Genomic DNA, 19,358 nt, shown 5'->3' on the forward strand with positions numbered 1-19,358 from the left:
TGCCGGACTCTCCGCCGGCCCTCGTCGGCCTCCCCCAGGGCCTGGTCCCGCCGACTCCGACGCAGCAGCGTCATTCCTTCCAAGGAGCCCGTCGATGAGCGATGCCACGCAGTCCCCGCCGTCACCCGCAGACACCGACGCCCAGCGCCTCGCCGCACTCGGTTACGAGTCCGAGTTCAAGCGGGACATGAGCCTGTGGGCCAACTTCTCACTGGGATTCACCTATCTCTCGCCCGTCGTGGGCGTCTACACCCTCTTCGCCGCGTCCCTGATGGCGGGCGGCCCGCCGATGATCTGGGCCTTCGTGATCGCGGGAGTCGGCCAGCTCCTGGTCGCGCTGGTCTTCAGCGAGGTCGTCGCGCAGTTCCCAGTGGCCGGCGGCGTCTACCCGTGGGCGCGACGGCTGTGGGGACGCAAGTGGGGCTGGATGACCGGATGGATCTATCTCCTCGCACTGCTGTCCACCATCTCGGCGGTCGCCTACGGCGCCGGACCGTACGTGGCCGCGGTGTTCGGCTTCGCCTCCAGCACCACGTCCACGATCGTGTGTGCTCTGGCCCTCCTCCTGCTCGCGACCGTCATCAACTTCGGCGGCACGAAGGTGCTCTCCGCCGTCGCCGTGTTCGGTTTCGTGGCCGAGATCGTCGGCGCCGTCGTGGTGGGCGCCTGGCTGCTGATCGCCAACCGGCATCACGGCCTGGGCGTACTGTTCGACGGCTTCGGGTCCCAGGGCGGGCACTCGTACTTCTACGCCTTCGCGGCGGCCTCGCTCATCGGCGTCTTCCAGTACTACGGCTTCGAGGCGTGTGGCGACGTCGCCGAGGAGGTGCCCAACCCGGGACGGCGCATCCCGACCTCGATGCGGCGCACCATCTACATCGGCGGCGCCGCCGCGACAGCGGTGTGTCTGGCCCTCATTCTCTCCGTCAGCGACTTCGGCGCGGTGATCTCGGGCAAGGACGCAGACCCGGTGACCACCGTGCTCACCGGCGCGTTCGGCAGCGGGGGCGCCCGCGTGGTCCTGGTGGTCGTCCTGCTCTCCTTCATCTCCTGCGCGATGAGCCTCCAGGCTGCCGCCAGCCGTCTGACCTACTCCTTCGCCCGCGACCGGATGATCATCGGCAGCCGTGTCCTGTCGACCTTCTCCGAGCGGCTCCGGGTACCGCCGTACGCGTTGCTGCTCGCGGCGGTTCTCCCCGGACTGATCATCGTGGGTTCCGCGTACTCCGCCGACGCCCTGGTGAAGATCATCTCCTTCTCCACCCTCGGCATCTACCTGGCCTTCCAGATGGTGGTCCTCGCCTCACTGCGGGCGCGACTGCGCGGCTGGCGGCCGTCCGGCGACTACCAGCTCGGGCGCTGGGCACTTCCGGTCACGATCGGCGCCCTCGTCTACGGCATCGTCGCGCTGGTCAACATCAGCTGGCCGCGCACTCCCGGTACGCCCTGGTACGACAACTACATCGTGCTGGTCAGCGGTGCCGTCGTCATCGGCGTCGGAGCCCTGTACATGGCGGTGTCCAAGCCGCACGAGCGTGGGGACGCCCCGGCCGGCGACGCGCTGCCCGCAGGGGACGTGTCGGAGCCGTCCGCGTCGGCCGCCTCGGTCTGAAGCGTTCCGCCGGCCCGGAACCACACCCCGCTACCCATACGGCCGTCCCGCCTGGCGGGACGGCACAATCCGAAGGTGGAGACGAACATGTCCACAACCCTGCCCACGAAGGCACTCGTCGACGGCTTTTGGCAGGACGGCGGTGCGGGCACGTTCCCCGTGCACTCCCCGCAGTCCGGCGAGGTGATCGCGGAGGTCACCCGCTGCGACGCCGAGGACGCCGAGCGCGCCGTGGCAGCCGCCCGCAGGGCACAGCCGCAGTGGGCCGCGACGCCCCTCATCGAGCGCGTCAAGATCCTGCGCCGCGTCCACGCGCTCTTCGCGGAGCGGGCCGAGGACGTCGCCCGGGTGCTGACCCTGGAGATCGGCAAGACCGTCGCGGAGGCCCGTGAGGAGGTCATCGAGTACGCGGCCCCCGCCTGGCAGAAGGCCGGTGAGGAGGTACTGCGGCACCGAGGCCTGTCGTTCCCCTCCACGCAGGAGCAGACGAACAACAAGCGGCTGGTCCTGAACCACCGCCCGCTGGGCGTCGTCGGCGTCGTCACTCCCTACAACTTCCCCACCGACATCTCCTCCATCGCTCTGGCGCACATCGTCGCCGCCGGCAACACGGCCGTCTGGAAGCCCTCGGAGTACGCCCCGATCAGCTGCAACCTGGTGGCGGAGATCTTCACCGAGGCGGGTCTGCCCGACGGTGTGATCAACGTGGTGCACGGTTTCGGCGACGTCGGGGCTGCCATCGTCGAACACCCCGGCGTCGACGGTCTGTTCTTCACCGGCTCCACGGCCACCGGCGAACGCATCGCCCGCGCCGCCGCCCTGCGCCCGCACCTGCTCGAACTCGGCGGCGACGGGCCGTTCATCATCCTGCCCGACGCGGACATCGACGCCGCGGTGGAGGCGGCGGTCAACGGCTGTTTCTACTTCGCGGGACAGGTCTGCACGTCGGCCGAACGCCTCCTGGTCCACGCGGACGTCCACGACGAGTTCGTGAGCAAGCTCATCGCCCGTGCCGCTCAGCTCCGCGTCGGTGACCCGGCGCTGGAGGAGACCGACATGGGGCCCGTGCGCAACGAGGCCAGCCTGCGGCGTATCGCCGAGCATGTGGCGGACGCCCGCGAGAAGGGCGCGGACATCGTGCAGTTCGGCAAGGAGGAAGGACTCTTCTTCCCCGCCACGATCCTCACCGGTGTCACGACCGGGATGCGGATCGCCCAGGAGGAGACCTTCGGTCCGGTCGCCCCCGTCATCAAGGTCTCCTCGGTGAGCGAGGCCGTGGAGATCGCCAACTCCACCGACCTCGGGCTGATCGCCTCCCTGTGGACCCGGGACCTGGCCACGGCCTGGCGGGTCGGGGAAGCCCTCCAGCACGGCACCGTCAACATCAACGAGACCAGTAACTACTGGGACCAGCTCGCTCCCTTCGGCGGCACCGGCAAGAGCGGTGTCGGCCGCGAGCTCTCCGGCTGGTTCCTCGACACCTTCACCGAGTCCAAGCTGCTCGTCTTCGACCTCGGGGACGGGGAACTGCGTTACGACCGCCGTGCCGAAGGGGGCTGGTGACCATGGCGTGGCTCCGTTCTGTCGCCGTCCCCGCGGCAACCCTGTGCGTGGTCGCCGCGGTCGGTTTCTCGGTGGCACAGGCGGCTCCGCAGTCCCAGGGCCGGCACCAGCGGGCCACCACCCTCGCCGTCGTCGAGCACGCCGACACCGACACGGTCGTCGACCTCGGGCCGCGCGGCGACAGCCTCGGTGACACGCTGGCCTTCGGCAACCCCGTCTACAGCACGTCCGGCACCCGGATCGGCAGCGACCAGGGCTCCTGTGTGCGCACCAAGGTCGGCACGGCGTGGGAATGCAGCTGGACGACGACGCTGAACGGCGGTTCCCTCGTCGTACAGGGCCCGTTCTACGACGCCGCCGACTCCACCCTCGCCATCACCGGGGGAACTGGCAGGTGGAGCGGGGCACATGGGCAGATGCAGCTGCACGCCCTCGACGCCAAGGGAAGCGCGTACCACTTCACGTTCCGCGTGGAGGATTGAGAGATACCTTCAAAAAGGGAAGTCATGGGACGGTGAGCACGATGGGTGTACCCCTGCTCTGGCTGCTACGGCATCAGGATCTGCGGCTCAAGGTGCTGGCGGGCCGCGGCGGCCTGGACCGGGACGTGGTCTGGGCACACAGCATCGAGCTCGCCGATCCCGCACCGTGGCTGAGCGGTGGCGAATTGGTGCTCACCACCGGCCTCCGCCTGGCGGCGGAGGCCGAGGCGTGCGAGGACTACGTCGCCCGCCTCGTGAAGGTGGGGGTGGCCGCCGTGGGTTTCGGGATCGGCCTCTCCCACGGGCAGGTGCCCGAGGCGCTCGTGCGCGCGGCCGAGGAGGCGGGACTCCCGCTGCTGGAGGTACCGCTGCCGACACCGTTCGTGGCGGTCACCAGGGCGGTCATGGAACGTCTGGCCCAACAGCAGTACGACGGCGTCGTCCAGGCGTCCCGCATCCAGCCGCGGATGACCCGGGCGGCGCTGCACGGCGGGGCTCAGGCGGTGGTGCGGGAGCTGGCCGTCTCCATCGGCACGTCCGTCGTCCTGCTGGACCAGGAGAGCAAGGCGCGCGCGGCTCACCCGCCCGGAGCCGCGGTCTCCGGCGCGGCGCTCGGCACTCCGGAGCAGGTGACTGCCGCGGTGAGCAGCGGCCGGGACGGTACGACGGCTGTGCAGCAGGTCCGTGTGGGACCGCGGGTCCATGGCCGGCTGGTCGTGGTGGCCGACCGGGCTCTCACACCGGTCGACCATCTCCTGCTCGGCCACGCGGCCTCGCTGATCGCCCTGGAAGCGGAGAAGCCCCTGCGGCTCCGCGACGAACAGAACCGGGTCAACGGGCTGTTCCTGCGGCTGCTGCTGGACGGCACCGTCACGGCGCCGGCCGCCACGGAGCACTTGGCCGAGGCGGGGTTTCCCGCACGCGACGGCATCCGTGTCCTCGCCCTGCGCGGGGCCGGCCCGCGGCGGATGCTTCAGGCCGTCGGCAACGAGCTGGCCGAAGGCGGCCTGCCGTTGTTCGGCCGGGCGCATGCCGACTACGCGGTGGTCCTGCTGCCGGCCGGGCACACGCGCACGGCACGGACGGCCACGGACGGCGCGTGTGCCCGGCTGAACCGACCCCTTCGGGCCGGCCTGAGCGCGGTGCACGAGCCGGACGAAGGGCCCGCGGCGCTGACCGAGGCACTGAACGCCGCCTCGACAGCCGAGGCGCGGGGCAGCACCGAGGTCGTGTCGTTCGAGTCGCTGGCCGGCCGACTGCTCGCCGCGCTGCCGGAGACGAGGAAGATCCTCATCGAGCTCGCCGAGACCCAGCTGGCTCCTCTCACCGCGCACGACGGCGAACACGGCACTGACCTGCTCGTCTCACTGCGCGCCTTTCTGGAGCACAACGGGCAGTGGGAGGCGGCCTCGGCGGTGCTGGGCGTACACCGGCACACCCTGCGCAGCCGCATGGAGCGGGTGCGGAGCCTCTTGGCCGCGGACCTCGACTCGGCTCACACGCGCGCCGAACTCCTGCTGGCGCTGTCCGCGTGGCAGGAGCCCGGCGTCGTCGGTCGAGGCCGCTGAGGGATGCTCAGGCGGCCGAGGCCAGCTCCTTGGCGATGGCGTCGCCGAGGATCGACAGCCCTTCCTTGAGGAGATCGTCGGAGATCGACAGCGGTGGCAGGAACCGCAGGACATTGCCGTAGCTGCCCGCCGTCAGCACCAACAGCCCCTCGCCGTGGCAGCGCCTGGCCACCCGTGCGGCGAGGTCGGGATCGGGGACGCGGTCGCCTTCCGGTTCCACCAGCTCGATCGCGATCATGGCGCCCCTGCCCCGGACGTCTCCGACGGCCGGATGCCGGTCGCCGAGCTCACCGAGGAACGCGAGCATGGCGTCACCGATCGCCCTGGCCCGCCCCAGCAGCCCGTGCGCCTCGATCTCCTCGAAGACGCCGAGCGCCGCCTCACAGGCCACGGGGTTGCCGCTGAAGGTGCCGCCGAGCCCGCCGGCCGGCACGGCGTCCATCAGCTCCGCGCGACCGGTCACCGCGCCCAGTGGCAGACCTCCCGCGAGGCCCTTGGCGGTGGTGATCAGATCCGGCCGGATCCCTTCGTGCTCGCAGGCGAACATCTGGCCGGTGCGCGCGATGCCTGCCTGGATCTCGTCGACGATCAGCAGAATGCCCCGGGCCTGGCAGATGTCCGCGACGCGGGCGAGGAACCCCGGAGCCGGTATGACGAAACCACCCTCGCCCTGGATCGGCTCCACCAGCACGGCCGCCACGTTGTCCGCGCCCACCTGCCGGTCGAGCAGATCCGCGAGGGCGTCCGCCGCCTCCTCGGCACAGTTCTCGGGGCCGGTCGGCCAGCGGTACGGGTACGCCATCGGGGCCCGGTGGACCTCGGGAGCGAAGGGGCCGAACCCCTGCTTGTAGGGCTTGTTCTTGGCCGTGAGGCTCATGGTCAGCAGCGTGCGTCCGTGGAAGGCGTGGTCGAAGACGACGATGCCGGGGCGGCCGGTGGCGGCGCGGGCGATCTTGACGGCGTTCTCCACCGCCTCGGCGCCGGAGTTCACCAGGATCGTGCGCTTCTCGCCGGGAACCGGTGCCAGCTCGTTCAGCTTCTCGCACACGTCCAAGTACGACTCGTACGGATTGACCAGGAAACAGGTGTGGGTGAACCGGCGCAGCTGAGCGGCGGCCCGCTCCGCCACCGCGGGGGCGGAGTTGCCGACCGTGGTCACCGCGATGCCGCTGCCGAAGTCGATGAGGGAGTTGCCGTCCACGTCGACGATCACGCCGCCTCCGGCGGCCTCCACGAACACGGGCAGGGTGGAGCCGACGCCGGCCGGCACCAGCCGGCTCTGACGGGCGAGGAGTTCACGCGAACGCGGGCCCGGGATCTCGCTCACGACGCGCCGGACCTGCGCGAGGTCGGGGCCGCCGGCCGGCCTGGAAGCTCCGGACATGAATCGCCCTCCGAGGTGTGCGGGTGCTGGGAACGCCGAGCCAAGCACCGTCGGAGTCGCAAGGCGATGGACGGATCGGAGTGCACCCACCGGCCGGCGCGGGACATTTCGTCGAGTGCGGTGCGGCCGCTCCGGTCCCCAGAATGACGGCCTCATGAAGCTCGGCGCGCCCACGCGGCACGCAGGGACGCAGGGACGCAGGGACGCAGAGAGGAAAACCGATGCCACAGAGTGCGGGAGTGTTGACGGACGGACCCGACCGGTCCGTCCGGTCCCTGCGTCATCTGGTCGCGGGGGAGTGGCGGTCCGGTGGCGGCGACGAACTGGTCGACGTCAACCCGGCACGTCCCCGCGAGACCGTCGCGGTAGGACGACTGGCCCAGGACCGCGACCTCGACCAGGCCGTCGCCGCGGCCCGCGACGCCTTCCCGCGCTGGGCGGCGACGCCTCACCACGTGCGCGGCCGGGTCCTCGACGGGGCCGCCGGCATCCTCGACGCCCACGCCGAGGAATGGGGCACGGAACTGTCCTGGGAAGAGGGCAAGACCCGGGCCGAGGGCATCGGCGAGGTCCGGCGCGCCGCGGAGATCCTGCGCTACTACGCGAGCGAGGCGTCACGCCCCGTCGGCGAGGTGTTCGCCTCGCCCCGGCCCGGTGAACAGATCCAGGTGATCCACCGTCCGGTCGGCGTCGTCGCCGTCGTCACCCCCTTCAACTTTCCCGTCGCCATCCCGGCCTGGAAGATCGCCCCCGCCCTCGGTTACGGCAACACGGTCGTCTGGAAACCCGCCAGCCTGGTCCCGCTGCTGGCCGTACGGCTGGCCGAGGCCCTGGTCGGGGCAGGGCTGCCGGAGGGGGTGCTGTCGCTGCTGATCGGTGGCGGAGCCCTCGGCGGCCGGCTCGTCGAGCACCCGGGGGTGGACGCGGTCACGTTCACCGGGTCGACCTCCGTCGGCCGGAGCCTGATCGCGGCCTGCGGCCGGCTCGCACGGCCCGTCCAGACCGAGATGGGAGGCAAGAACGCGGCCGTCGTCCTGGCCGACGCCGACCTCGGACTCGCCGCCGACGAGGTGCTCGCCGGAGCCTTCCGATCCGCGGGGCAGAAGTGCACGGCCACTTCCCGGCTCGTCGTCCAGGAGCCGGTCGCCGACGAATTCCTGGCACTGCTCGTCAAGCGGGCCGCCGCGCTGCAGGTCGGCGACCCGCTGGAGCAGGCCACGGAGATGGGCCCCGTGGTCTCGCTCGACGCCCGGAACGAGATCCAGCGGGCCGTGGACGCGGGTGCCTCCCGCGCGGGAGTCGACCTCCTGACGGGCGGCAGGCCGTACGACGACGACCGGACGGACGGCGCGTTCCTGGCCCCCACCGTGGTCGCCCTGGCGGGCGACGACCCGTTGTGGCGGGACGAACTCTTCGGCCCCGTGCTGTCGGTACGCCGGGCCCCGGACGTCCAGGAGGCGTTCCGTCTCGCCGACGACGGTGAGTTCGGGCTCTCCGCTGCCGTGTTCACCGACGACCTGCGCTCGGTGGCGGCGGCGACGGAGCAACTGGACGTCGGCGTCCTCCACATCAACTCCGAGACCGCGGGTGCCGATCCCCACGTCCCCTTCGGCGGGTCGAAGCAGAGCGCCTACGGTCCCAAGGAACAGGGCCGGGCCGCACGCGAGTTCTTCACCCGGACCAAGACGGTGTACGTGCGCCCGTCGCAGGGACGCGTACAGTGAGCGCGGCGCCCGCAGGTCCCCTGGCGGGTGTGCTCGTCGCCGACTTCGGGCGGGTCCTGGCCGCGCCGTACGCCACGATGCTCCTCGCCGACCTCGGCGCCGACGTGATCAAGGTCGAGCGTCCGGTCACCGGAGACGACACCCGGGCCTGGGGACCGCCGCACGCCCACGGCGAGGCCACCTACTACCTCTCGGTCAACCGCAACAAACGCTCGATCGACCTCGACCTCGGCGACCCACAGGACCTGCGCCGGGCGACCGAACTGGTCCGTCGGGCCGATGTGCTCTTCGAGAACTTCCGGCCCGGGACCATGGACAAGTACGGGCTCGGCCACGACCGGGCGCGCGAGCTCAACCCCGGCCTCGTGTACTGCTCCGTCACCGGCTTCGGCGCCGGAGCGGGGGCCGGGCTGCCCGGTTACGACCTGCTGATCCAGGCGGTCGGCGGCCTGATGAGCGTCACCGGGCCGGCGCCCGGGCAACCCGTGAAAACGGGGGTCGCGCTGGTGGACGTCCTGACCGGACTGCACGCGGCGATCGGTGTGCTGGCCGCACTGCGGCACCGCGAGGCCACCGGAGAAGGCCAGCACGTCCAGGTCGACCTGTTGTCCTGCCTGCTGTCGAGCATGGTCAACCAGGCGGCCGGATACACCCTCGCCGGGCAGGTGCCGGGCATCCTGGGCGACCGGCACCCGTCGATCGCGCCCTACCAGGTCTTTCCGGCGAAGGACCGGCCGCTGGTCGTCGCCGTCGGCAACGACCGGCAGTTCCGTGCCCTGTGCCAGGGGCTGGGCGCACCGGGCCTGGCCGACGACCCACGCTTCGCGACCAACACCGAGCGCGTTGCCCATGTGGACCAACTTGCCCACCAGCTAGGCGAGTTGCTGAGAACACGGACCGCCGCCGACTGGTTCGACCGGCTCACTCCGCTGGGTGTGCCCTGCGGTCCCGTGAACGATCTGGCCCAGGCGTTCGACCTGGCCGACCGGCTGGGCCTCAGCCCACGTGCCACCGTCGCCGCGGCGGACGGCGAGCCGATGGACCTGGTCGCCAATCCCATCGGCCTGTCCGGTACGCCGTCCCGCTACGACCGTCGCCCGCCCCGTCTCGGCGAACACACCGAGGAGATCCGGGCCTGGCTGGACTCATGACGCCGGCCCCGACCACCCCCGAACCGTCACGATCACCCCAGGAGTACACGATGAGCACCGCCAAGCCGATGAAGGACCCTCTCGACCTGCTCGACTTCTCCTCCACGCTCGGCGAGGAAGAGCGGGAGATCCAGGCGACCGTCGCCAGGTTCCTCGCCGACCGGGTCCGTCCGCACATCGGCGAGTGGTTCGAGAACGCCCACTTCGCCCGTGAACTCGCCCCCGAACTGGGGAAGCTGGGTGTGCTCGGCATGCACCTGGAGGGCTACGGCTGCGCCGGCACCAACGCCGTCTCCTACGGACTGGCCTGTCTGGAGCTGGAGGCCGCCGACTCCGGATTCCGCAGCTTCGTCTCCGTCCAGGGCTCGCTGTCGATGTTCTCCATCTGGAAGTGGGGCTCGGAGGAACAGAAGCAGCAGTGGCTGCCCCGGCTCGCCGCCGGTGAGGCGATCGGCTGCTTCGGCCTGACCGAGCCCGACTTCGGCAGCAACCCTTCCGGCATGCGCACGAAGGCCGTCCGCGACGGGAGCGACTGGATCCTGAACGGCTCCAAGATGTGGATCACCAACGGCGGCATCTCCGACGTGGCCACCGTCTGGGCACAGACCGAGGACGGCGTTCGAGGCTTCCTCGTCCCGCGTGGCACGCCCGGCTTCACCACGCAGGACATCAAGCAGAAGATGTCCCTGCGCGCGTCCGTCACCTCCGAACTGTCCTTCGATGACGTACGGCTGCCGGACTCCGCACGCCTCCCGCACGCCGAGGGCCTGCGAGGACCGTTGTCCTGCCTGAACGAAGCCCGCTTCGGCATCCTCTTCGGAGCGGTCGGCGCCGCCCGCGACTCCATCCAGGCGGCCCTCGACTACGCCGATGCGCGCGTGCAGTTCGACCGGCCCATCAGCGGTTTCCAGCTCACCCAGAAGAAGCTCGCCGACATGAGCGTCTCACTGGGCGGTGCCGCCCTCCTCGCCCTCCATCTGGGCCGGCTGAAGGACCAGGGCCGTATCCGTCCCGAGCAGATCAGCGTCGGCAAGCTCAACAACGTCCGCGAGGCCATCGCCATCGCCCGCGAATGCCGGACGATCCTCGGCGCCAACGGCATCTCGCTGGAGTACTCACCGCTGCGTCACGCCAACAACCTGGAGTCGGTGCTCACCTACGAGGGCACCAGCGAGATCCACACCCTGGTCATCGGCCAGGCCCTGACCGGTCAGGCTGCCTACCGCTGACCGGCCCCATTCATCTGTTCCGGTCAGATCCGCCAGCGAGAGAGGTCCCCATGGCCGAGTCAACGCCCTCCAGCCGGTCCACGCCCCCCAAGGGCGACGTCCGCGAGGACATCCGTCGAGTGGGGGTCGTCGGGGCCGGACTCATGGGCAGCGGCATCGCCGAGGTCTGCGCGCGCGCCGGGCTCGACGTCGTCGTACGCGAGACCGGACCGGAGACCGCGGTCGAGGGACGCCGAAGAGTCGTGGCGTCCCTCGACCGCGGCCTGCGCGGCAACAAGCTCACCGAAGCCGACCGCGACGCCGCGCTACGACGCATCCGCTTCACCACCGACCTCGCGGACATGGCCGACCGCGACCTCGTGATCGAGGCGACGGCGGAGGACGAGCAGATCAAGACCGAGGTGTTCACCGCCCTCGACAAGGCCGTCAGCCGGCCGAGCGCGATCCTCGCCTCCAACACGTCCTCCATTCCCATCGCGAAACTCGCGATGGCCACCCAACGGCCGGACCAGGTCATCGGGGTCCACTTCTTCAACCCGGTACCGGTCCTCGGCCTGGTGGAACTCGTACCGTCCCTGCTCACCGGCAGCCGCACGCGCGCTCGCACCGAGGACTTCGTCACCGGCACGCTCGGCAAGCAGGTCATCGGCTCCCCGGACAGGGCCGGCTTCGTCGTCAACGCCCTCCTGGTGCCGTATCTCCTGTCGGCCATCCGCATGCTCGAATCGGGCTTCGCCTCCGCCGCCGACATCGACAACGGCATGGTCCTCGGCTGTGCGCACCCCCTCGGGCCGCTGCGGCTGGCCGACCTCATCGGCCTTGACACGCTCAAGGCGATCGCCGACTCCATGTACGCGGAGTCCAAGGAGCCCCTGCACTCCCCGCCGCCGCTCCTGCTGCGGATGGTCGAGGCCGGACACTTCGGCAAGAAGACAGGGCGCGGTTTCCACGACCATCCCCGCTGACAGAAGTCTCCGGCATCAGCACCGCTCGCCGCCGCGGTACGCAGTTGCCGGAGACCGGCGCCTCTTCACGCGTCGTCATCAGCGGCGTGCCGTACTCGGCCGGGTCATGTCCGCTCGCGGGGGGGGCCTGTGCGGAACCCCGGGCTCCTCGCGCTCGTCTCGACGCATACACCCGGCGTCTGGGCGCCGGTCGGAGGCGTCATCGCAGTTCGAGCGTCGGGCGGGGTTGTTCGGCCTGATCGTCCCGCGGACCACGACGGCCCGGCGCCGCATACGCGACGAGGGCCAGGAGCGCGGCAACGGCGGCGAGACCGCACACAGCGCCCCAGCCCAGCGCGGCGTATGCACGGGCACCGAGCCACGACCCCGCACTGCCACCGAGGAACGCACAGGTCATGTAACCGGTGTTGAGGCGGCTTCGGGCCTCGGGCCGCAGCGCGAAGATGCGCGCCTGGTTGGCGACCTGGCCACACTGCACCCCCACGTCGAGCAGCAGCAGCCCGGCGGCCAGCCCCACGAGCCCCGCCACTCCGCCGAGCAGGCCCGCGGTGAGCAGGCCGGCCGCGGTGAGCGCCGCCAGGATGCACCACAGGTTCACCCGGTCGGCGCCGAGCCGGTCGACCCAGCGGCCCGCCGCCGGTGCACAGAACATGCTCCCCGCGCCGATCAGGGCCAGCAGCCCCACGGCCTGAACGCCCATGCCGTACCGCGGCCCGGTGATCAGCAGGGCAAGCGCTGTCCAGGTCGCGCTGAACCCGCCGAAGACGGTGACCTGGAAGTAGACGGAACGCCTGAGCTGTGGCTCGTCGTGCAGCAGTCGGAGCGTGTCGGCGAGCAACGTCGGGTAGGGGGCATGTACCACTGCGGGGCCATCCGGGAGTGCGAGGCCGAGAACCACGGCGAGCAGTACCGTCAGGGCCGCGGCAATCAGGTACGGGCCGCGCCAGCCCAGATGCTCGCCCAGGACGCCACCGAAGGTGCGGGCCAGCAGAATGCCGCCGATCAGTCCGGCCTGCAGCGTCCCGATCACGCTGCCGCTGCGCGCCGGCTCGACCAGGCCTGCGGCCATGGGCAGCAGGAGTTGCGGGACCACGGTCGCCACGCCCACCACGGTCCCGGCCGCGAGCAGCACACCAGAGGCCGGGGCGAGTCCTGCGGCCAGGAGGGCGACGCCTGTCACCGCGAGCAGCCCGGCGATCAACGGGCGGCGCGGGAGGCGGTCACCAAGCGGGACCAGCAGGAACAGGCCGACCGCGTAGCCCAGCTGCGTCACGGTCGCGACGACCGCCGCCGTGGCCGGGGCGATGTGGAACTTATGAGCGATGAGTGGGGTCAGGGCCTGTGGGAAGTAGACGTTCGCGACGCTGACACCGCAGGCCAGAGCCATGAGGAGAGGCAGTCGGCATCCCAGGCCCGTGGACGCCGGATGGGGCGTGTTGTTCAGCGACATCGTACGACTCCAACCGAACGAACTGGATGGTTCGGTTAGCCTGACATGGCTGCCTTCGGATCGTCAAACGAACCAGTTCGTTACCATGGGTGCATGGCATACGACTCCACGGCGACGAAAGAACGCATCCTGGCGGCGGCGACCAACGAGTTCGCCGCGCACGGCGTCGCCGGGGCGCGGGTGGACCGTATCGCCGCCCAGGCCAAGGCCAACAAGCGCGCGATCTACGATTACTTCGGCGACAAGGACAAGCTCTTCGCCATCGTCCTCCAGCGCGCGTTGGAGGACCTCGCCGCGGCCGTGCCGCCCGACGAGGACCTTCCCGCCTACGCCGAGCGTCTCTTCGACTACCACCGCGCCCGCCCCGAGGCCCTGCGCCTGGTCATGTGGGAGGCCCTGGAGGTCGGCGACAGGCCCGTCCCGGCGGAGGAGGCCCGCACCGCCCACTATCAGGACAAGATCGCCGCGGCGGCCTCCGGCGATACGGGCGGCGACGCCCGAACCCGAGTGTTCTTCACCCTCGCCCTGGCGGGCTGGAGCATCGCCATGCCCCAGCTGCGACGCATGGTTCTGGGGCCTGACTACGACCTCGACGACCTGCGCACGGACGTCGCCGAGGCCGTTCGGGGCCTGCGGGCAACGGACTAGAGACCCGCCTTCCGCTTCGGTTCCGTCAGCCGTTCGCGAGTGAGTTCAGCAGCCCGTGTCGTTGGACGCACTGTTCGAGTGCGAAGGAGTCGGCGAGGGTGAGGACGTCGTCGTCGCCGAGGCCGCGGAAGAGCTCGGCGTACTCCTGGACCAGGGGCTGGCCCAGGAGGATGTGGCGCAGCAGGACGTCCAGCCATTGGCGGGTGCGGAACGGTTTGCCGGAGAAGCCCGGGAATTCGCGGATGACGAGTTGTTCGAGGGGTGCGGCGAGGGCGTGGATCTCTCCTTGCGGGGAGCCCCAGGCTTCCGCGCCCAGGCGGTGCTTCTTCGCCATGAACGCGGCGAAGTGGCGGTGGTAGGCGCTGTCCGTCCCGATGTGGACTAGGCCTTGCAGGCCGACGTCCTTGTAGGTCCACAGGGACCAGCTGGCGTTGTGCCGCTGGTAGATGTCGAGCTGGTCGGCGAGGAGTTGGGCGCACTGTTCGTCGCGTGCCGGGTCACCGGTGTAGACGGGGCCGAACTCTCCGACCCAGATGGGGGTGTTGGTCTTGCGCATGTACGCGGTGCGGTGCAGGAAGGCTTCCTCGACCCAGTCCTTGTCGATCCGGACGCCGTCCACGTCGGTGGGGTAGCCGCTGCTGCGGGCGAAGCCGGCGCGGGCGTAGTCGTGGCAGGTGTAGACGGCGTTGTCGATGGGCTCGTTGAAGAGATCGAAGTCGGTGGAGTACTGGTTGCCCTCCAGGAAGAGGATGTGGTGTGGGTCGATGGCGCGGATCGCGCCCGCGAGGCGGTCGTAGAAGGCGGGCAGGATCCGGCCGGAGTCGTCGGCTGGTTCGTTGACCGGGTTGTAGCCGGCCACCCACGGGTTGTCCTTGTAGCGGTCGGCGATGACCTCCCACAGGCGCACCACCCGGTCCTGGAAGTGCGGGTGCTCCCAGAAGAACGGCAGGTGGGTGGGGTTGTCGGAGTGCCATTGGTGGTTCTGGTAGCCGGGCAGGGAGTGCAGGTCGATGATCGTGTAGATGCTGTGCCGGGCACACAGTTCGATCACGCGGTCGAGGTGTGCGAAGCCCTCCTCCCGGATCTCGAAGGGGCGGGCGTCGTCCTCGAAGTGGCGGTAGTTGACCGGCAGGCGCAGGCAGTTGACGCCCTTGGCGGCGAGCAGCGCGGCGTCGGCCTCGTCGAAGAAGACGGTCAGGAACCGGTCGAAGAACAGTTCGTAGCGGCGTTCACCGAGCACCTCCCGTACCGCGGAGCGCATCGCGGCCTCGTTGCCCGGGTAGCCGGTGATGAAGTTCTCCATGTTCATCCAGCCGCCGAGGCCGACGCCCCGGAGCCGGACCGGGGTGCCGTCGGATGTCTCCAGCCGGGTGCCGGAGACCCTCAGCAGCGGGTTCAATGGAGGGGCAGGATGAGAGGGGCCGGAGGGAAGTGTCGTGGCCAAGGCAGGCGGTTCCTTCGTGATCGGGTGACGGATGGCGTTCGGCGCTGCCGCGCCCTCAGCGCCAGGCGGACTCGTCGACGGTGACGAAGACTCTTACGTCCCAGGGGCCCAGGCGCAGTTCGGTGCCCGCGGGTGCGGAGGACCCGTCGAGTACGTCGGTCAGCGCCGTCGGCGCGGTGGCGTGTGCGGGGTTCCAGCTCCAGTTGTGGACGACGTGGACGCGGCGTCCGTCGGGAGCGGTGCCGGTGGCGGCCGTGACCGGCGGGGGAAGGTCCCGCCAGCCACTGCGCGGGGTGGGCGCCAGCCAGCCGGCCAGGGCCCGGGCGAGGTCGCGGCCGGGGACCGTGCCGACGACGGTGACCCGGCCCGCGCCGTGACGACGGGTGGTGACGGCCGGCCAGCGGCCGAAGTGCGGGTGGTCGTAGGTGGCGAGCACCTCGGCGTCCAGCGCGGTGAGTCCCTCGATCCACCGGGTGGCGGCGGCCCCTTCCGGCAGGTGGAGGGGGCTGCCGGGTACGGCGCGCACCGGCAGGTCGGCCGTCAGGTTGCTGAACTCCTCGTAGCTCGCTCCCGCGGCCTCGGTGAGGCGCCCCGGGGCGGGTTCCTGGCGGGCCCGGGCCTCGTGGTCGGCGTAGCCGGTGCGGGGGCCGAGCACCAGATGGCCGCCCGCCTGCGCGTAGGCCGCGAACCAGTCGAGCGTCGTGTCGGCGGCCAGGTACAGTGCCGGGACGACGAGGACCGGGTGGCGGCGCGCGGCCTCTTCGGGGCTCGGGCCGGGGCGTTCGCCGCTCGGGTCGTGCAACTGGCGGGCGTGCACGATCCGGACCTGGCGGCCCGCGTCGAAGGCGCCTCGGTAGAAGGGGTCGAAGATCCCGTGGTAGGCCTTCGGATCGGGCCCGCCGTCCGGGTCGGCCAGCGGCGGGTACTTTTGCATCAGCCACTTGCTCGGCGTCGAGTAGACGAGGGTGACGTCCGCGTCCGGTTCGAGACCGGCGACCAGCGGCCCGGCGGTCTCGAACTCGGCTCCCAGACGGGCGAGTTCATGGTAGGCACGGCCGGGCCTGCCGCTGTGCGGGAGGATGCCGCCGACGTAGGTCTCGGCGCCGAAGTGCAGGGTGTGCCAGTGCCAGTACTCGACCATCCGCGCCCCGCGGGCGACCAGTGCCCACGCCGCCTGACGCCACTGGCCGTCGAAGGCGGGCCGGTTGTCCCAGGACGGCCCGATGGTGCCGGCGTTGGTCTCGGTGACCAGGAACGGCGCCTGCCGGGAGGAGTACATCCAGTCCCCGATCTGGGAGACGGCCCAGGCGCGTTCACCGTCCCCCAGGGCGTCCTGCATGCCGTAGTAGGGGTTGCCGGCGGCGATGTCCAGGGCCTCGTTCAGCTCGTGGTCCTCGATACCCGCGCGGATGTACGAGACGCAGGTGGTGACGAACTGCTCGGGGCGGGCGAACTCACGGACGATGCCGGCCTGCCAGGCGACGAACTCGGTGGTCTGCCTGGCCTGGAACTCGCGCCAGGCGACGTCGTACTGCGGCTGGGTGTTGCCGTCCGGCCGCCACAGGTCGGCCCAGGTGGTCAGCCGGTGCGACCAGTAGACCAGGCCCCACTCGCGGTTGAGGGCCTCCACGTCGCCGTACTTGTGGCGCAGGTGGTCGGTGAAACGCTCGAAGACGCCGTGGTTGTGGAAGAGTTCCAGGCCGGGCTCGTTGTCCACCTGGAAGCCGATCACCGCGGGGTGCCCGGCGTAGCGGGTGAGGATACGGCGGATGACCCGTTCGGCGTGGAAGAGGAACGCGGGGTGGGTGTAGTCGACCTCCTGGCGAGCGCCCCAGCCGATGCGCTCGCCGGTGCGCCGCTCGCCCGCTATCTCCGGGTACTGGCGGGCCAGCCAGGGCGGGACCGCGTAGGTCGGGGTGCCCAGGATGACGGAGATGCCGCGTTCATGGGCGCCGTCCAGGACCGGCTGCAGCCAGTCCAGGTCGAAGACGTCGTTCTCCGGCTCCCAGGTCGACCAGACGGACTCGCCGACCCGGATGACGGTGAAGCGCGCCTCGGCCATCAGGTCGAGGTCGGTCTTGAGCTGTTCCTCGGCGCTCTCGGTGCCGTAGGGGGGCCGGTACTCGTGGTAGTACGCGGTGCCGAAGAGGACGTGGGGGGGCAGGTCCGCCATGAAGTGGGCCTCCTTGAAGCAAGAGTCGGTGGGCGGGGCGGCGGAGGGGAGGTTCCGCCGCCCCTGGTTCAGCTGCCGTTGGCCGGCTGGGCGTAGGTGGTGCCGTCAATGGTCGTGGTGAGGGTGCCGACGGCCTGGAAGTCGTTCCCGATCAGCACGGACGGGCCGAGGGTGAAGCCGCCGGGGCCGGTGCGCTTGGTGCCGGTGTGCCGGCCGGACAGCGTCAGGTCCTCGGTCCAGGTGACGCAGGACAGGGCGGTGGCCGTCCCCGCCGTGCAGCCCAGAGACGCGTTGGAGCCGCGTGTCACCTGCTCCGTGCCGTTGATGACGTCCGTACCGTTGTCGCTGAAGGCGTGGTACGTGGCGGAGACGGCGAGGAGCAGGCTGCCGGTGCTGTCATCAGTGATGGTGACAGTGGCCGAGCCGCTGTGACGTCCGGGCAGGGTGTAGGTGCCGGTCGCGATCGGCTTGGCCTGCGGCGGGGTGGTGTCCCCGGTGTACGGCAGGCCCCAGGTGGTGTCGGAGGCCGGCGCGGGGGAAACGGCCCGGGTCGGGCTGATCCAAGGGAAGCGGGCGATCATCAACCGGCTGTTCCGGCCGCCGGGTTCGGTGGAGTCGGCGCACTTGTGCGGGGTCGGGTTGGCACCGCAGGCCAGGTTCTCGGAGTAGACGACGCCGGTGCCGTCGGCCAGCCAGGCCGGGTCGGCGGCGGCGTTCCAGTCCGGATCGGATCCGGCGTTGATCTGGAAGCCACGCCCGGTGTCCGGGTCGACGAGCCAGGGCGAGAAGAAGCGGCGGTTGCCGTTGTTCCGGATCTGGGCGACATAACCCGTGGTGATCATGTTGGTGAGCGAGGGGACGCCCGTCATCCCGGAGATGAAGTCCAGCCGCCCGGAGCCCTTGACCTCCTCCGCCAGCAGCCATTTGCCGTTGGGGGACATCGACAGCGGGTCGGTGTACTGGGCGTCCGAGGTCAGCTGCCGCGACGTGCCGGTGGCCAGGTCGGTGGCCCAGGCGTCGATGTTGTCGGCGTCCCGGGTACCGATGCCGAGCGTGGATCGACCGTCGCTGGTCCAGCCGCGCATCTCGCCGACCAGTCCGGCCGGGTTGAACTTCAGCCGGTTGCCGGGCTTGACGACCCACGGCTGGTAGGCGGCGGACGGGTTCTGCAGCACCGAGACGTTCGTCAGGTGGTAGCGCTGGTTGCTGGCGTCGTAGGTCAGGCGGCCGACGAAGGGATACTCGTTGAGAACCTTGTAGTCGAGGGTGTCCCAGACCAGGTGCACCCCGTCAGGGCTCAGGCGCCACTCCCGCCCGTTCTGGCTGCCGTCGCTGTTGGCGGCGAACAGCGGCCGGCCGTTCCAGTAGACCGGGTCGATATGGGTGTTCGCAGGCGTGCAGCGCCGATCGGTGACCGCGTAGTCGGCACCGTTCGCTCCGCAGTGCAGGACGCCGTTGGCCACCAGCACCCGCTTTCCGTCCGGGAATTCCTGGGCCGGCGGGTAGACGAGCTGGCTGGTGGCGATGTCGGAACTGAAGGACACCCCGCAGGTGATGCACTTCCACGCCTCGCCGTTGGGGAACGTCTTGCCGTCGGTGCGCTCGACCACGACCTGCGGGCCGCTGTAGATGCTGGCCGGACCGGACGCGGGCGCCCCCGCGTAGTTGATCCCGACGTACATGTAGTTCGGGTCCCAGGAGAAGCCGGGTGTCCCGATTCCGGACCAGTCGGCCGAGACGCAGCCGGTGGCATGGGTGCACACCCCGTCCGCCGGTACGGTCGGCGGCACCGGCAGTTCTCTGATGTCGGCCCGGGGCCGGCTCGTGGTCGACGCATCCGCCGCCTGGGCATGGGTGCCGGGTAGCGTCGCGGCGAGCAGCAGCGCCGCGACCGCAGCTGCGGCTCTCGCCAGGGTGGAGCGTGTTCTCCGTACTCTCATGATCACCGCAGCTTCCTCGCTGGTC

The 19,358-nt window shown here is 70.6% G+C and carries 14 protein-coding genes; 9 read left to right on the forward strand and 5 right to left on the reverse strand.

Going from position 1 to position 19,358, the window contains the following annotated elements; translation table 11 throughout:
- The first annotated feature begins 94 nt into the window (after positions 1–94).
- The 4 genes from ACIPSJ_RS40145 (at position 95) to ACIPSJ_RS40160 (ending at position 5,225) form a co-directional block, all read left to right on the forward strand.
- A complete protein-coding gene (locus tag ACIPSJ_RS40145; RefSeq protein WP_401353267.1) occupies positions 95–1,612 on the forward strand; it encodes an APC family permease in 1,518 nt (505 codons plus the stop codon).
- 87 nt (positions 1,613–1,699) lie between these two features.
- Positions 1,700–3,175: an aldehyde dehydrogenase family protein gene (locus ACIPSJ_RS40150; protein WP_401353269.1), complete on the forward strand. Its 1,476-nt coding sequence runs from the start codon at positions 1,700–1,702 to the stop codon at positions 3,173–3,175.
- A 2-nt stretch (positions 3,176–3,177) separates the two neighbouring features.
- Positions 3,178–3,657, forward strand: a complete 480-nt coding sequence (locus ACIPSJ_RS40155) for an allene oxide cyclase family protein (protein ID WP_401353271.1) — start codon at positions 3,178–3,180, stop codon at positions 3,655–3,657.
- A gap of 41 nt (positions 3,658–3,698) precedes the next feature.
- Entirely contained in the window at positions 3,699–5,225 is a 1,527-nt protein-coding gene (locus ACIPSJ_RS40160) for a PucR family transcriptional regulator (RefSeq protein ID WP_401353273.1), read from the forward strand.
- Positions 5,226–5,232: 7 nt separating this feature from the next.
- Here ACIPSJ_RS40160 and gabT read toward each other — a convergent pair whose 3' ends face one another.
- Complete coding sequence (gabT, locus tag ACIPSJ_RS40165) at positions 5,233–6,609, reverse strand: 4-aminobutyrate--2-oxoglutarate transaminase (protein WP_401353275.1); 1,377 nt, start codon at positions 6,607–6,609, stop codon at positions 5,233–5,235.
- Positions 6,610–6,830: 221 nt separating this feature from the next.
- Between gabT and ACIPSJ_RS40170 the strand changes: the two genes are divergently transcribed.
- From ACIPSJ_RS40170 to ACIPSJ_RS40185, 4 genes are read left to right on the forward strand one after another with little or no spacing between them, the layout of a single operon-like run.
- Positions 6,831–8,333: an aldehyde dehydrogenase family protein gene (locus ACIPSJ_RS40170; RefSeq protein WP_401353277.1), complete on the forward strand. Its 1,503-nt coding sequence runs from the start codon at positions 6,831–6,833 to the stop codon at positions 8,331–8,333.
- Positions 8,330–9,484: a CaiB/BaiF CoA transferase family protein gene (locus tag ACIPSJ_RS40175; protein ID WP_401353279.1), complete on the forward strand. Its 1,155-nt coding sequence runs from the start codon at positions 8,330–8,332 to the stop codon at positions 9,482–9,484. The genes ACIPSJ_RS40170 and ACIPSJ_RS40175 overlap by 4 nt, the downstream gene beginning before the upstream one ends.
- 50 nt (positions 9,485–9,534) lie before the next feature.
- Positions 9,535–10,713 carry an acyl-CoA dehydrogenase family protein gene (locus ACIPSJ_RS40180; RefSeq protein ID WP_401353281.1) on the forward strand — a complete coding sequence of 393 codons (1,179 nt, stop codon included), beginning with the start codon at positions 9,535–9,537 and terminating at the stop codon, positions 10,711–10,713.
- 50 nt (positions 10,714–10,763) lie between these two features.
- Positions 10,764–11,678: a 3-hydroxybutyryl-CoA dehydrogenase gene (locus ACIPSJ_RS40185; RefSeq protein ID WP_401353283.1), complete on the forward strand. Its 915-nt coding sequence runs from the start codon at positions 10,764–10,766 to the stop codon at positions 11,676–11,678.
- Between the two features lie 199 nt (positions 11,679–11,877).
- Here ACIPSJ_RS40185 and ACIPSJ_RS40190 read toward each other — a convergent pair whose 3' ends face one another.
- Positions 11,878–13,065, reverse strand: coding sequence for an MFS transporter (locus ACIPSJ_RS40190; RefSeq protein WP_401353285.1), 1,188 nt, complete (start codon positions 13,063–13,065; stop codon positions 11,878–11,880).
- 156 nt (positions 13,066–13,221) lie between these two features.
- Between ACIPSJ_RS40190 and ACIPSJ_RS40195 the strand changes: the two genes are divergently transcribed.
- Positions 13,222–13,776 carry a TetR family transcriptional regulator gene (locus tag ACIPSJ_RS40195; protein WP_401353287.1) on the forward strand — a complete coding sequence of 185 codons (555 nt, stop codon included), beginning with the start codon at positions 13,222–13,224 and terminating at the stop codon, positions 13,774–13,776.
- Positions 13,777–13,801: 25 nt separating this feature from the next.
- On the opposite strand, the gene ACIPSJ_RS40200 is transcribed toward ACIPSJ_RS40195, so the two are convergent.
- The 3 genes from ACIPSJ_RS40200 to ACIPSJ_RS40210 all read right to left on the reverse strand — a co-directional run bounded on the left by ACIPSJ_RS40200 (position 13,802) and on the right by ACIPSJ_RS40210 (position 19,333).
- Positions 13,802–15,175: a glycoside hydrolase family 5 protein gene (locus ACIPSJ_RS40200; protein ID WP_401353289.1), complete on the reverse strand. Its 1,374-nt coding sequence runs from the start codon at positions 15,173–15,175 to the stop codon at positions 13,802–13,804.
- 100 nt (positions 15,176–15,275) lie between these two features.
- Positions 15,276–17,393 carry a beta-galactosidase gene (locus ACIPSJ_RS40205; protein WP_401353291.1) on the reverse strand — a complete coding sequence of 706 codons (2,118 nt, stop codon included), beginning with the start codon at positions 17,391–17,393 and terminating at the stop codon, positions 15,276–15,278.
- 68 nt (positions 17,394–17,461) lie between these two features.
- Positions 17,462–19,333 carry a hypothetical protein gene (locus ACIPSJ_RS40210; protein ID WP_401353293.1) on the reverse strand — a complete coding sequence of 624 codons (1,872 nt, stop codon included), beginning with the start codon at positions 19,331–19,333 and terminating at the stop codon, positions 17,462–17,464.
- Positions 19,334–19,358: the final 25 nt, after the last annotated feature.

This window comes from Streptomyces sp. NPDC090088 (assembly GCF_044747345.1).
GTDB lineage: Bacteria > Actinomycetota > Actinomycetes > Streptomycetales > Streptomycetaceae > Streptomyces.

What these genes read in the sequence shown, in the direction of transcription:
- ACIPSJ_RS40145 (WP_401353267.1), top strand. Translation starts at nt 95, where the DNA reads ATGAGCGATGCCACGCAGTCCCCGCCGTCACCCGCAGACACCGACGCC.
- ACIPSJ_RS40150 (WP_401353269.1), top strand. Translation starts at nt 1,700, where the DNA reads ATGTCCACAACCCTGCCCACGAAGGCACTCGTCGACGGCTTTTGGCAG.
- ACIPSJ_RS40155 (WP_401353271.1), top strand. Translation starts at nt 3,178, where the DNA reads ATGGCGTGGCTCCGTTCTGTCGCCGTCCCCGCGGCAACCCTGTGCGTG.
- ACIPSJ_RS40160 (WP_401353273.1), top strand. Translation starts at nt 3,699, where the DNA reads ATGGGTGTACCCCTGCTCTGGCTGCTACGGCATCAGGATCTGCGGCTC.
- gabT (WP_401353275.1), bottom strand. Translation starts at nt 6,609, where the DNA reads ATGTCCGGAGCTTCCAGGCCGGCCGGCGGCCCCGACCTCGCGCAGGTC.
- ACIPSJ_RS40170 (WP_401353277.1), top strand. Translation starts at nt 6,831, where the DNA reads ATGCCACAGAGTGCGGGAGTGTTGACGGACGGACCCGACCGGTCCGTC.
- ACIPSJ_RS40180 (WP_401353281.1), top strand. Translation starts at nt 9,535, where the DNA reads ATGAGCACCGCCAAGCCGATGAAGGACCCTCTCGACCTGCTCGACTTC.
- ACIPSJ_RS40185 (WP_401353283.1), top strand. Translation starts at nt 10,764, where the DNA reads ATGGCCGAGTCAACGCCCTCCAGCCGGTCCACGCCCCCCAAGGGCGAC.
- ACIPSJ_RS40190 (WP_401353285.1), bottom strand. Translation starts at nt 13,065, where the DNA reads ATGGCTCTGGCCTGCGGTGTCAGCGTCGCGAACGTCTACTTCCCACAG.
- ACIPSJ_RS40195 (WP_401353287.1), top strand. Translation starts at nt 13,222, where the DNA reads ATGGCATACGACTCCACGGCGACGAAAGAACGCATCCTGGCGGCGGCG.
- ACIPSJ_RS40205 (WP_401353291.1), bottom strand. Translation starts at nt 17,393, where the DNA reads ATGGCGGACCTGCCCCCCCACGTCCTCTTCGGCACCGCGTACTACCAC.
- ACIPSJ_RS40210 (WP_401353293.1), bottom strand. Translation starts at nt 19,333, where the DNA reads ATGAGAGTACGGAGAACACGCTCCACCCTGGCGAGAGCCGCAGCTGCG.